This is a genomic window from Frigoribacterium faeni (assembly GCF_007988805.1).
Taxonomy (GTDB): Bacteria; Actinomycetota; Actinomycetes; order Actinomycetales; family Microbacteriaceae; genus Frigoribacterium; species Frigoribacterium faeni.
This window is the reverse complement of the sequence record NZ_BJUV01000051.1, coordinates 1-12,122: the sequence shown is the minus strand read 5'-3', so window position 1 is coordinate 12,122 and position 12,122 is coordinate 1. Positions and strand designations below refer to the sequence as shown.

At 70.0% G+C, this 12,122-nt stretch carries 10 protein-coding genes and 2 tRNA genes; 9 read left to right on the top strand and 3 right to left on the bottom strand.

Features of this window, described 5'->3' with window-relative positions; genetic code table 11:
- Positions 1-480 (bottom strand): Dps family protein (locus tag FFA01_RS15110; protein ID WP_146857015.1); only part of this gene is annotated, 480 nt, incomplete at its 3' end.
- A 197-nt stretch (positions 481-677) separates the two neighbouring features.
- On the opposite strand from FFA01_RS15110, the gene FFA01_RS15105 reads away from it, so the two are divergent.
- From FFA01_RS15105 to FFA01_RS15095, 3 genes are all read left to right on the top strand, one after another.
- Positions 678-2,144 (top strand): sensor histidine kinase, encoded by a 1,467-nt coding sequence (locus FFA01_RS15105; RefSeq protein WP_167627402.1) that lies wholly within the window; start codon positions 678-680, stop codon positions 2,142-2,144.
- Between the two features lie 40 nt (positions 2,145-2,184).
- Complete coding sequence (locus FFA01_RS15100) at positions 2,185-2,850, top strand: response regulator transcription factor (protein ID WP_146857013.1); 666 nt, start codon at positions 2,185-2,187, stop codon at positions 2,848-2,850.
- 64 nt (positions 2,851-2,914) lie between these two features.
- A complete protein-coding gene (locus FFA01_RS15095; RefSeq protein ID WP_146857012.1) occupies positions 2,915-4,270 on the top strand; it encodes an acyltransferase family protein in 1,356 nt (451 codons plus the stop codon).
- Here the strand turns inward: FFA01_RS15095 and FFA01_RS15090 are convergent.
- Complete coding sequence (locus FFA01_RS15090) at positions 4,244-5,032, bottom strand: SGNH/GDSL hydrolase family protein (protein WP_167627401.1); 789 nt, start codon at positions 5,030-5,032, stop codon at positions 4,244-4,246. The two genes, FFA01_RS15095 and FFA01_RS15090, sit on opposite strands and share 27 nt — an antisense overlap.
- 128 nt (positions 5,033-5,160) lie before the next feature.
- Here FFA01_RS15090 and FFA01_RS15085 point away from each other — a divergent pair, with 128 nt between their 5' ends.
- On the top strand, positions 5,161-6,969 hold the full coding sequence (locus FFA01_RS15085; RefSeq protein ID WP_167627400.1) for an acyltransferase family protein: 1,809 nt from the start codon (positions 5,161-5,163) through the stop codon (positions 6,967-6,969).
- 106 nt (positions 6,970-7,075) lie between these two features.
- Here FFA01_RS15085 and FFA01_RS15080 read toward each other — a convergent pair.
- Positions 7,076-7,149, bottom strand: a tRNA-Gly gene (locus FFA01_RS15080).
- 152 nt (positions 7,150-7,301) lie between these two features.
- Here FFA01_RS15080 and FFA01_RS15075 point away from each other — a divergent pair.
- From FFA01_RS15075 to clpX, 5 genes are all read left to right on the top strand, one after another.
- A tRNA-Pro gene (locus tag FFA01_RS15075) sits at positions 7,302-7,374 on the top strand.
- Positions 7,375-7,436: 62 nt separating this feature from the next.
- Positions 7,437-8,762, top strand: a complete 1,326-nt coding sequence (tig, locus tag FFA01_RS15070) for a trigger factor (RefSeq protein ID WP_146857009.1) — start codon at positions 7,437-7,439, stop codon at positions 8,760-8,762.
- Positions 8,763-8,976: 214 nt separating this feature from the next.
- On the top strand, positions 8,977-9,564 hold the full coding sequence (locus tag FFA01_RS15065) for an ATP-dependent Clp protease proteolytic subunit (protein WP_146857008.1): 588 nt from the start codon (positions 8,977-8,979) through the stop codon (positions 9,562-9,564).
- A 37-nt stretch (positions 9,565-9,601) separates the two neighbouring features.
- Positions 9,602-10,264: an ATP-dependent Clp protease proteolytic subunit gene (locus tag FFA01_RS15060; RefSeq protein ID WP_146857007.1), complete on the top strand. Its 663-nt coding sequence runs from the start codon at positions 9,602-9,604 to the stop codon at positions 10,262-10,264.
- Positions 10,265-10,435: 171 nt separating this feature from the next.
- On the top strand, positions 10,436-11,716 hold the full coding sequence (gene clpX, locus FFA01_RS15055) for an ATP-dependent Clp protease ATP-binding subunit ClpX (protein WP_146857006.1): 1,281 nt from the start codon (positions 10,436-10,438) through the stop codon (positions 11,714-11,716).
- The last annotated feature ends 406 nt before the right edge of the window (positions 11,717-12,122 follow it).

Here is a 12,122-nt window from a genome sequence, read left to right as displayed (position 1 = left end):
GACGTGCGCGGCGAGGAACCAGCGGTCCTTCTCGAGGCCGCGGGAGATCTCGATGGCGACGTCCTGGCTCGAGGCGTCGAGCTCGCCGAGCTCGTCGATGGCGGTGCGCACGGCGACGAGCGACGCGTCGATCTGGGCGACCAGCTCGGCGATGGTCACGTCGATCTGGTTGAAGCCGGGCGAGGTCGGGGGGATGACGGTCTTCGCGGCGACGGACTCGATGCGGCCGTCGACGGGGAGGCCGAGGGCCACCACGCGCTCGGCGGCGAGGTCGGCCCACTCGCGGGCGTGGTCGACGACCACGTCGATGAGCTCGTGCACGGCGACGAAGGCGATGCCCCGCACGTGCCAGTGGGCCTGCTTCCCGTTGACCGAGAGGGCGGTCATGTCGGTGACGATCTGGCTGAGGAACTGGGCGACGCCGGCAGCGACGTCGGGGTCGACGGAACCCTGGGGGACGGTGCGGGTGAGATCGGTCATGACATGGTCCTTTCCTAGACGATGGAGACAACGCTAGGCGTCTGGGAGCATTCCGCAAGCAAGCTGAGGCTCCGCTCACCTAGGGCAGCCTGCCCTCACCGGGCGTCCCGTCGGCGACCGAGGCGGGGGATAACCCCACCCCCGGTCCGGTCGCTGGCACCATGGGGAGACGCCCCGCCGTCGACCAGGCTCGGAGCATGATCCAGGAGACCACCATCACCGCCCCCAACCCCTACCTCTCGCCGCCCCGGCAGCCGGGCGGCTACGCCCGCCGCTGGCGCGGCCTGCCGCGCGAGATCGGCTACATCGCTCTCTCGGCCGTGCTCGTCGTCGTCCTCAGCGTGGCCGCCACCGTCTTCTTCTCGGGCTGGCAGGGCGCCGGAGACTCGCTCGGCAGCCTGCTGTTCCTCGCGGTCGTCGTGTTCACAGGCCTGTGGCTGGCGCGCTGGTTCGGCACCTTCGAGGTCGTCCGCCTCCGCTGGGCCTCCGACCGGCCCATCCGACCGGTCGACTGGACCCCGAACACCGCGTGGGGCCGGTCCGACAAGTGGCTCGTGCGCACCCTCTCCGTCGTCGCGAACCCGCACTACTGGCTCTACCTGCTCTACGCCCTCGTGGTCTTCCCGGTGGTCGCCGGGTTCACGTCCTTCGTCACCGTCGCGGCGCTCGCCGTGCCCGCCCTCTTCGTGCTGGTGGGCGTCCTGCTCCTGAGCGGCATCATGCCCGCGACGGCCTACTCGTTCGTCGAGGTGGTCGGCGGCGGCGCGTTCGGGCTGGGGTCCCTCGCCGTCGGCGTCGTGCTGCTGGCCACGGTGGTCCTCCTGCTGCCGTACGTCCTCCACGGCTTCGTCGTCATGCACCAGGCGATCGCCGCCGCCATGCTCGGCGGCTTCCGCTCCGACCAGCTCGAGGTCGAGCTGGCCGACCGCGAGATCTCGCGCACGGCGGCGCTGTCCGCCGAGGGCACCGCGCTGCGACGTCTCGAGCGGGACATCCACGACGGCCCGCAGCAGCGGCTGGTGCGCCTGCAGATGGATCTCGCCGCCGCGTCCCGCGCCGTCGACTCCGACCCGGTCAAGAGCAAGGGCCTCATCGAGGAGGCGCGGCTGCAGTCCCAGGAGGCCCTCGAGGAGCTCCGTGCGCTGTCCCGCGGCTTCGCCCCGCCCCTCCTGCTCGATCGCGGGCTCGTCGCCGCTCTCGAGTCGCTGGTCGACCGGGCCGTCATCCCGACCACGATGCTGAACCGGGTGCCCGCGCACGTCGTGATCCCGAGCGACATCGAGCGCAACGCCTACTTCATCGCCTCCGAGCTCGTGACGAACATCGGCAAGCACGCCGAGGCCTCCTCGGCCGACATCGTCGTGCGCACGCGTCAGGCACCCGACGGCGTCGGCACTCTGCTCGAGCTCGTCGTCACCGACGACGGGCGGGGCGGCGCGGGTCTGCGCGACGGCCACGGCCTGGCCGGGGTGCAGGAGCGCCTGGTCGGCCTGGGCGGGTTCCTCGACATCTCGAGTCCCGCCGGCGGACCGACGATCGTCACCGTCAGCATCCCGATGGCGTCCGACCTCGGCAGCTCGGTCGGCTCCCCGGCCGACACGGCTCCGACGGCTCCCCTCGCCCCGACGGCTCCGACGGCCCCCCTCGGTCCCGGCGCGTTCTGAGCGGGCGTCCGGCCGAGCGCCCGCTCCGTAGACTGGGCGGATGGCCGACAGCTCTCTCGACCCGTCCCTGCGCGTGGTCGTCGCCGACGACTCCGTGCTGCTGCGCGAGGGGCTCGTCCGGCTCCTCGACGAGATCGGCGTCACCGTCGCCGGCGCCTACGGAGACGCCGAGGAGCTCCTGGCCGACCTCGATGCGGTCTCGCCCGACGTGGCCGTGCTCGACGTGCGGATGCCGCCGACGCACACCGACGAGGGCGTCCGCGCCGCGATCGAGATCCGCTCCCGACGGCCGACCACCGCCATCCTCCTGCTCTCGCAGTACGTGGAGGTCGCCTACGCGCGCGACCTCCTCGAGGCCGGGTCGGGTGGCGTGGGCTACCTGCTCAAAGACCGCATCGCCTCGCTCGACGAGTTCCGCGACGCGCTCGAACGGGTCGCGGGCGGAGGCACGGTGCTCGACCCGCAGGTCGTGTCGCAGCTGCTGGGGCGGCGCAGCGACCCCCTCGCGGCCCTCACTCCCCGCGAGCGGGAGGTGCTGACGCTGATGGCCGAGGGGCGGACAAACGCGGCCATCGCCGCGGCGCTCGTCATCGGCACCGGGGCCGTCGAGAAGAACGTCACGTCGATCTTCCAGAAGCTGCTGCTCGAGGACAGCGGCTCCGACCATCGCCGGGTGCTCGCGGTGCTGGCGTTCCTGCAGCGCTGACCCGCGCCTCCCGGGCTGAACCGGTCACCGGTCGCTCAGGCGGCGCCTCCGGTAGCCTGTGGCGATGTCCGCGACGGCTACGACCCCCACCCCCGCCGGGGCGACCGCGTCGTCGAACCGGCACTGGGGCGACCGGATCGTCGGCCTCGAGGGTCTTCGCGGCCTCGCCGCCATGGCGGTGCTGGCCTACCACGTCGCGCACGTCCTGACCCGCGACGTCGAGGACGAGACGATGCCGCTGCTGGTGTTCCTGATGCACCAGGGGCTCAGCCTGTTCTTCGTGCTGTCGGGCTTCCTGCTGTTCTGGCCGTTCGCCACGCGGATCATCGAGGGTCGCGAGCTGCCGTCGCTGCGGCGGTACACCGCCAACCGGTTCCTGCGGATCTGGCCGGCCTACGTCGTGGTGTTCCTCATCGTCAACTTCGGACTCCGCATGTCGTTCCTGTCTCAGGGCGAGTTCGGGCAGCTGCCCTGGTGGAAGACGCTCGTCGACCTGACGCTGCTGCACTCGTATCTGCCCGGCACCCTGCGGACGGGTCTCGAGGTGTCGTGGACCCTGACGGTCGAGCTCACCTTCTACCTCGTGCTGCCGTTCCTCGCGATGCTCGGCCGTCGGGTCGCCGCGCGGACGTCGGGGTGGATCGGCGCGCTCGTGCCGGTCGGCGTCATGTTCGTCGCGGGGGTCGCGGGCAAGATCTGGCAGCACGCCGTCGGCCGGACGTCGGGCCTCAGCGGGGGAGACCTCAGCTGGTCGGACAACTGGTTCTCGGTCGTGAGCCGCAGCCTGCTGCTGCACGCCGACCTCTTCGCCTTCGGGATGGCCGCCGCGCTCCTCTACATCGCGGTGCGGCGCGGATCGGCGACGCCGGTCGCGGTCTCGGCCCTCCGCGGGGCGCTCATGGTGATCATCGGTGCGGCGTTCGTCGTCGCCTGGATCGGGTCGAGCCCGGAGTTCCAGGACACCTTCGCCTCCATCGGGTTCACGGGCGTGCTGCTGCTGATGGTGCTGCCGGCGCACGTCGACCGCCTCGGCTGGATCGCCCGGTTCTGCGACTGGGCGCCGATCCGGAACCTCGGCGTCATCTCCTTCAGCGTCTACCTGTGGCACATGCCGGTGATCCGCATCATGCAGGACATCCTCGACCCGGGGCACGGCGGTCGGGCGCTCTACGCCTGGTACCTCGTCGTGACGGTGACGATCACGCTGGTGCTCGCGACGGCGACGTACTGGCTGGTCGAGAAGCAGGCGCTCCGATTCAAACCCCAGGGCAAGCCGTCGCGTGGCGGCGGGCCGGCCGGTCTCGGAGCCACGGCTCCCGGCGACGACGTGGCGACGGGGTCGCCGGCGGAGCCGTCCGAGGAGGCGCGGGGCGGGTCGCGTGCGACGGGCGCGTCAGCCGGCGGACGCCCCGGAGCCTGAACCCGGGACGGACCCCGGGGCGCGTCCCGCCTCGGGCACGGCGGTGGCCGCGCCGACCGGGGCGGTCGCGTCGAGGATGAGCTCGTGGAACTCGCGGCCGAGCCGCTCGTATCCGCTCACGGTGGGGTGGATGCCGTCGGCGCTCCACCCGGCGGCCCAGAGATCGTCGGCCCCGCGAGCGAAGGTCCACGGATCGACGACGGGGTACCCCTCCGAGTAGGCCCAGGCCGCGAGGTCGGCGTCGTAGGTCGCGGCCGGCTGCGGCGCGCGCTCGTACGGCGGGATGGCCGCGATCACGACGCGGTCCGCACCGATCGTGTCGACGACCGACTCGTACGACGGGCGGGCGTCGGCGAACGCGGTGCCGAAGCGGACGTCGTTGGTGCCGGCCATGATCACGAGCACGTCCGCCTCGACCGGCTCGACGGCGTCCGCCATCTCCTCGATGGTGGCGCCGGCCTTCGCCCAGCCGCCGGCGAACTCGATGCCGTCGCCCTGGGCGTAGGTCATCCAGCTCTTGTCGTCGAGGCCGTTGCCCAGGAACTTGCTCCGCCCCGCGCTGAGGGAGTCGCCCACGACCGCGACGCGGAGGGGTCCCGACGCGGCGGCCGGCGCTCCGCCCTCGAGCGACTCCGCCCGGGGCGGTGCCGTGACGGCGGGACTGCAGGCCGAGAGGGCGACGACCGTGCCTGCCGCGATGGCGGTCAGGGCGGCCCGGAGGCCGATCGAGCGTCGGGAGCGGGATGACGAGCCCAGGGTCATGGCGACATTGTGCGGCATCCGGACCCGCCGGAACGAATCGACGGCGGATCCGGAGGGGCGACCCGGTATTGATATGCTAAAGTTGATATCTGTTCATGACCCGAATGAGGCAGGCGGAGCGACCGCCCATGACCTACAGGCCCGAGATCGATGGTCTCCGCGCGATCGCGGTCCTCAGCGTGATCCTCTTCCACGCCGGCGTCGCCGGTGTGGCCGGCGGGCTCGTCGGGGTGGACGTGTTCCTCGTCATCAGCGGCTACCTCATCACGGGGATCATCGTCGGGCAGCGCGCCGCCGGCACCTTCTCACTCCGGTCGTTCTGGGCGCGGCGTGTCCGTCGGATCCTGCCGGCGACCCTCGTCGTCATGCTCGCCTGCATCCCGTTCGCACTCGCCTGGATGATGCCCGACGAGCTCGAGGGCTTCGGTCAGTCGCTCGTGGCGACGCTCCTCTCCGGCAACAACGTCCTGCTGTACCTGAGCAGCGGCTACTTCGACACCGCATCCGAGTTCAAGCCGCTCATGCACACCTGGAGCCTCGGGGTCGAGGAGCAGTTCTACCTCGTCTTCCCCCTCGTCCTGCTCGTGCTGCTGGCGCGCGGACGGCGGTGGGCCGGTGCGGGGGTCGTCGCCCTCGGCCTGGCGAGCATCGGCGTCGCCGTCTGGCTCGGCGGGACGGACCCCGACGCCGGCTTCTACCTGCTGCCGGCCCGCGCGTGGGAGCTCCTCGTCGGGGCCGGGCTCGCCCTCGGGAGCGCGCGTCCGGGGCTGCCGGCGCCGCGCCTCCTCGGGGCTCGCGCCAGGGGCGTCGCGGCCGGGGCGGGCCTCCTCGCCATCCTGGCGTCCATCGTGCTCGTCGACGGGTCGTCCGCCGTGTCCCCGCTCGTGCTCGCCGTGCCGGTCCTCGGCACGGCCCTCGTCATCGCCTTCGCTCACGAGGGCACGCTAGCGGCCCGCGTCCTGTCGCAGCGCTGGCTGGTCGTGATCGGGCTCATCAGCTTCAGCGCCTACCTCTGGCATCAGCCGCTCTTCGCCTTCGCGCGGGTCTGGTCCGTCGAGAGCCCCACCGTGGGGGTGTTCCTCGCCCTCTCCGTCGCGGCGCTCGTGCTCGCCTGGCTCACCTGGCGATTCGTGGAGACGCCGTTCCGGCGCCCGGATGCTGTCCGGACGCGCGTGTTCGTGCCGGTGGTCGCCTCGTCGGCCGCGTTCGCCGTGGGACTGGGGCTCGTCCTCCATTCGACGGGCGGGCTGCCGGGGCGCATCTACGGGCCGGACGTGCTCGCCGACGGCGCGACCGACGTCACCTACGTGCAGCGGCTGATCGAGAACGACGCCGAACGGTTCGTCGACGACGACCGCCTCAACGTCTTCGTCGTCGGCAACAGCTTCTCTCGCGATCTGGCGAACAGCGTGCTGGAGACGTACCCCGACGCCCGGCTCGAGATCATCCACCAGCCGGGCGTCCTGGGCTGCTTCACCACCGAGCCGATGGGCGATCTGTTCGACCGGCGCTATGCGGAGGCCGAGCTGATCCTGTACGCGACGGATCGCGAGTACCCCGCCTGCGTTCGCGACGACCTCGCCCGTGCGGTGGCCGACGGCAAGGACATCTTCTACGGAGGCGCCAAGAACTTCGGCGACAACGCGAACTGGATCACCCGTCAGGCGCCCGACGACCGGGCCCTGCTGACCAACCGGGTGCCCGACCGGATCGTCGAGATGGACGCCGTCGCCCGCGACCTGATCCCGGCCGACCATCTCGTGCCCTGGCTCGATCTGGCCGACGACGGCCGCATCCCGATCACCGACGAGGAGGGGCGGATCCTGTCGCCGGATCGCATCCACTTCACGCGCTACGGTGCGGTCTACTTCGGCGCTCACATCCTGCCGGGTACGGGACTCGACGCGGTGATGCGCTCGGTGACGGACGGCGGCTGACACGAGTCTCGGCGGGTGGAGCCCGGTCCGGAGAACACCGGTCGGTCGGCGGAGTCCGAAGATCGACACGAGGCGGATGCGCCGACCCGGAGGGAAACGGCGTCTGTGGAGGGGATGACGGGAATCGAACCCGCGCCATCAGTTTGGAAGACTGAGGCTCTACCATTGAGCTACATCCCCGAAGCGGTCACCACCGCATGGGTGATTCCACTATAAACCATGATCTCGGTTCGTTCAGTCACCCGGTCTCGGCGTCGGCTAGACTGGACGCGGCCTTTTCCCCACCCGACCTCAACGGGATCACACGGGAGCCGGCCGCATCAGGTGATACACGGGGCGTAGCGTAGTGGCTAGCGCGTCCGTTTTGGGGGCGGAAGATCGCAGGTTCGAGTCCTGTCGCCCCGACGATCGTCTACCTGCTGTCTCGGATGTGAGTTCAGCGTCACCAACACAGGAGAAGCCCCACATTGGTCCAGACCACGGTTGAAAAGCTCAGCCCCACGCGCGTCAAGCTCAACATCGTCGTGACCCCCGACGAGCTCAAGCCCAGCGTCACGCACGCCTACGGGCACATCGCCGAGTCGATCAACATCCCCGGATTCCGCAAGGGCAAGGTTCCGCCGCCCATCATCGACCAGCGCGTCGGTCGCGAAGAGGTCCTGAACCACGCCGTGAGCGAGAGCCTCGACAAGTTCTACCGCGAGGCCGTCACCGAGACCGAGATCCGCGTGCTCGGCCGCCCCGAGGCCGACGTCGTCGGCTGGCCCGACGTCAAGGACTTCTCCGGCGACCTCACCATCGCCGTCGAGGTCGACGTGCGTCCCGAGTTCGACCTGCCCGACTACGAGGGCATCGAGCTCACCGTGGACACGGTCGAGATCTCGGACGACGAGGTCGACGAAGAGCTCTCGAACCTCCGCACCCGCTTCGGCACGCTCGTCACGGTCGACCGTCCCGCGACGACCGGCGACTTCGCGCAGATCGACCTCACCGCCACCATCGGCGACGACGAGGTCGACACCGCCAAGGGCATCTCCTACGAGCTCGGTTCGGGCGAGCTCATCGAGGGCATCGACGAGGCCCTCGAGTCGCTCACCGCCGGTGAGAGCACCACCTTCGAGTCCAAGCTGCTCGGCGGCGACCGCGAGGGCGAGACCGCCCTCATCGCGGTCACCGTCTCCGCCGTGAAGGAGCGCGAGCTCCCCGAGGCCGACGACGACTTCGCGCAGATCGCCAGCCAGTTCGACACCATCGACGAGCTCAAGGGCGACCTGCGCGAGCAGCTCGCCAAGTCGAAGACCTTCGGTCAGGGCGCACAGGCCCGCGACCAGGTCGTCGAGAAGCTCCTCGAGTCGGTCGAGATCCCCGTTCCCGAGAAGCTCGTCGAAGACGAGGTGCACCGTCACCTCGAGCAGGAGAACCGCCTGGAGGACGACGAGCACCGCGCCGAGGTGAAGGACAGCAGCGAGAAGGCCTTCCGCAACCAGATCCTCCTCGACGCCATCGCCGAGAAGGAGGAGGTCAAGGTCGAGCAGGACGAGCTGACCCAGTACCTCATCCAGGGTGCGGCGCAGTACGGCATGGAGCCCGGCGAGTTCATCAAGGTCCTCGACCAGAACGGCCAGATCCCCGCCATGGTCGGCGAGGTCGCGCGCAGCAAGGCCCTCGCGGTCGTGCTCAGCAAGGCCAAGGTCGTCGACGGCGAGGGCGCGTCCGTCGACCTGTCCGCCTTCACCGCCACGGCGGGCGTCGGCACGGACGACGACGACCACGCGGGTCACGACCACTCGTAGTCGACAGGAGTGACGGCGACCTCCGGGTCGCCACGAGAGGGCCGGGTGCAGATCGCACCCGGCCCTCCGTCGTCCGCCGATACCGTGCCTCCTCGGTCGCGCCCTGCGCGTGGGCGGGGAACGCGGTGGCTATCTGCCGTGGGCGAACAGCCCGGACCACGTCGGTTGGACCCTATAGATTCGACACCAAGCGACAACGAATGGGAGCTCCACCATGGCCGACGTGACACTGCCCAACAGTGTTTTTGACCGACTGCTCAAAGACCGCATCATCTGGCTCGGGTCCGAGGTCCGAGACGAGAACGCCAACGAGATCGCCGCGAAACTCCTCCTCCTCGCTGCTGAAGACAGCGAGAAGGACATCTACCTCTACATCAACTCGCCCGGCGGCTCGATCACCGCGGGCATGGCGATCTACGACGCCATGGAGTTCGTGCCGAACGACATCGTGACCGTCGGGATCGGCATGGCCGCCTCGATGGGGCAGCTGCTGCTCACGGCGGGCACGAAGGGCAAGCGGTACATCACGCCCAACGCGCGCGTGCTGCTGCACCAGCCGCACGGCGGATTCGGCGGCACCTCGTCGGACATCCAGACGCAGGCCCAGCTGATCCTCTCGATGAAGCGCCGCCTCGCCGAGATCACGGCCGCTCAGACGGGCAAGACCGTCGAGCAGATCAACGAGGACGGCGACCGCGACCGCTGGTTCACCGCCGAGGAGGCGCTCGAGTACGGCTTCGTCGACCACATCCGCGGCTCGGCCACCGACGTCGTCGGCGGAGCCGGCACCGACCAGGACTAGTCCCCACCCGATCGTCAGCAGAGAAAGAGAAGAACTCATGGAACTCCCGATGATGGGTGGCGCGGGCCGAGTGCAGACCCCCAGCTCCCGCTACATCCTCCCCAGCTTCGAAGAGCGCACCGCCTACGGGTACAAGCGCCAGGACCCGTACGCCAAGCTCTTCGAAGACCGCATCGTCTTCCTGGGCGTCCAGGTGGACGACGCCTCGGCCGACGACATCATGGCGCAGCTGCTCGTGCTCGAGAGCATGGACCCCGACCGCGACATCACGCTGTACATCAACTCGCCCGGCGGCTCCTTCACGGCCATGACGGCCATCTACGACACGATGCAGTACATCCGTCCCGAGATCCAGACGGTGTGCCTCGGTCAGGCGGCCTCGGCCGCCGCGGTGCTCCTCGCCGCCGGCCAGCCCGGCAAGCGTCTCGCCCTGCCGAACGCGCGCGTGCTGATCCACCAGCCCGCGACCGGCGGCAGCAGCGGCGGCCAGGCCTCCGACATCGAGATCCAGGCGGCCGAGGTGCTGCGCATGCGGACCTGGCTCGAGGAGACCCTGTCGAAGCACTCCAACAAGACGCCCGAGCAGGTCAACCGCGACATCGAGCGCGACAACATCCTCGGCGCGGAAGAGGCTCTCGCCTACGGTCTCGTCGACCAGGTGCTCACCTCGCGCAAGAACCAGCCGGCGCTCACCCGCTGACACCCCCGGTGGACGCCTCGAGGCCTCGGACCATCCGGTCCGGGGCCTCGCCTCGTCCACCAATCCGTCGATCGTCCCGTGTGGGTCCGTCGGTGTCGGAGGATCGCGTTAGGCTCGGGGGACGGCGATCGTCAGGGGTCGTCGACCACCGCGCCAGTAGGGAGGCCGAGCATGGCACGCATAGGTGAGAGCGCCGATCTGCTCAAGTGCTCGTTCTGTGGCAAGAGCCAGAAGCAGGTCCAGCAGCTGATCGCCGGTCCCGGCGTCTACATCTGCGACGAGTGCGTCGAGCTCTGCAACGAGATCATCGAAGAGCGTCTCGCCGAGGCCGGCGAAGAGCCCGCCAGCGAGTTCGACCTGCCGAAGCCCCGCGAGATCTACTCGTTCCTCGAAGAGTACGTGATCGGCCAGGACGCCGCGAAGCGCGCCCTCTCGGTCGCGGTCTACAACCACTACAAGCGCATCCGTGCGGCGTCGACGCTGACGGCCGCCGAGTCCCTGGCCGACGAGGTCGAGATCTCGAAGTCGAACATCCTGCTGATCGGCCCGACCGGTTGCGGCAAGACCTATCTCGCGCAGACCCTGGCCAAGCGTCTCAACGTGCCGTTCGCCGTCGCCGACGCGACGGCGCTGACCGAGGCCGGCTACGTCGGCGAAGACGTCGAGAACATCCTCCTGAAGCTCATCCAGGCCGCCGACTACGACGTCAAGCGGGCAGAGACGGGCATCATCTACATCGACGAGATCGACAAGATCGCCCGCAAGGCCGAGAACCCCTCCATCACCCGCGACGTCTCGGGCGAGGGCGTGCAGCAGGCCCTGCTGAAGATCCTCGAGGGCACCGTCGCCTCCGTCCCGCCGCAGGGCGGACGCAAGCACCCCCACCAGGAGTTCATCCAGGTCGACACGACCAACGTGCTCTTCATCGTGGCCGGCGCCTTCGCCGGCCTCGAGGACATCATCTCCAACCGCGCCGGCAAGCGCGGCATCGGTTTCGGCGCACCGCTGCACAGCAAGGAAGACGAGGCGGCTCTCTTCAGCGAGGTCCTGCCCGAAGACCTGCACAAGTTCGGCCTCATCCCCGAGTTCATCGGCCGCCTCCCCGTCGTGACCACCGTGGCGCAGCTGGACCAGCCGGCCCTGATGCAGATCCTCACCGAGCCGAAGAACGCCCTGGTGCGTCAGTACCAGCGGATGTTCGAGATCGACGGCGTCGAGCTCGAGTTCGACCGCGGCGCCCTCGAGGCCATCGCCGACCTCGCCGTGCTGCGCCAGACCGGCGCCCGCGGCCTGCGCGCCATCCTTGAAGAGGTCCTGGGGCCGATCATGTTCGACGTCCCCTCCGACGACACCGTCGGCAAGGTCGTGGTGACCCGCGCCTCCGTGATGGAGAACGCCGCTCCGACGATCGTGCCGCGCCTCGCCGAGCAGCGCGCCGACAAGTCCGCCTAGGCGACTGCGACAGACCGGAGGCCCCGCTCGATGAGCGGGGCCTCCGTGGTCGCGGCGTCCCTGCACCGCGCCTGCACGGCGCCCGCACCGCGCCCGCTGCGCGGCACCACGACCCACGCGCCGCACCGCATTTCGTGCGCCGCACCGCGTCTAGTCCGGGTGCGGTGCTCGGAACGCGGTGCGGTGTGCGGCGGGCGTGCGGCACCGTGTTTCGTGCGCCGCACCGCGTCTAGTGCGGGTGCGGTGCTCGGAACGCGGTGCAGTGTGCGGCGGGCGTGCTGCACCGCGTTCCGTGCGTGGCGCCGCGTCTAGTTCGGGTGCGGTTTGCGGAACGCGGTGCGGTGTGGGGCGGGCGTGCGGCACCGTGTTTCGTGCGCCGCACCGCGTCTAGTGCGGGTGCGGTGTG

What these genes read in the sequence shown, in the direction of transcription:
- FFA01_RS15095 (WP_146857012.1), top strand. Translation starts at nt 2,915, where the DNA reads ATGTCCGCGACGGCTACGACCCCCACCCCCGCCGGGGCGACCGCGTCG.
- FFA01_RS15065 (WP_146857008.1), top strand. Translation starts at nt 8,977, where the DNA reads ATGGCCGACGTGACACTGCCCAACAGTGTTTTTGACCGACTGCTCAAA.
- FFA01_RS15060 (WP_146857007.1), top strand. Translation starts at nt 9,602, where the DNA reads ATGGAACTCCCGATGATGGGTGGCGCGGGCCGAGTGCAGACCCCCAGC.
- FFA01_RS15105 (WP_167627402.1), top strand. Translation starts at nt 678, where the DNA reads ATGATCCAGGAGACCACCATCACCGCCCCCAACCCCTACCTCTCGCCG.
- FFA01_RS15085 (WP_167627400.1), top strand. Translation starts at nt 5,161, where the DNA reads ATGACCTACAGGCCCGAGATCGATGGTCTCCGCGCGATCGCGGTCCTC.
- FFA01_RS15090 (WP_167627401.1), bottom strand. Translation starts at nt 5,032, where the DNA reads ATGACCCTGGGCTCGTCATCCCGCTCCCGACGCTCGATCGGCCTCCGG.
- FFA01_RS15100 (WP_146857013.1), top strand. Translation starts at nt 2,185, where the DNA reads ATGGCCGACAGCTCTCTCGACCCGTCCCTGCGCGTGGTCGTCGCCGAC.
- clpX (WP_146857006.1), top strand. Translation starts at nt 10,436, where the DNA reads ATGGCACGCATAGGTGAGAGCGCCGATCTGCTCAAGTGCTCGTTCTGT.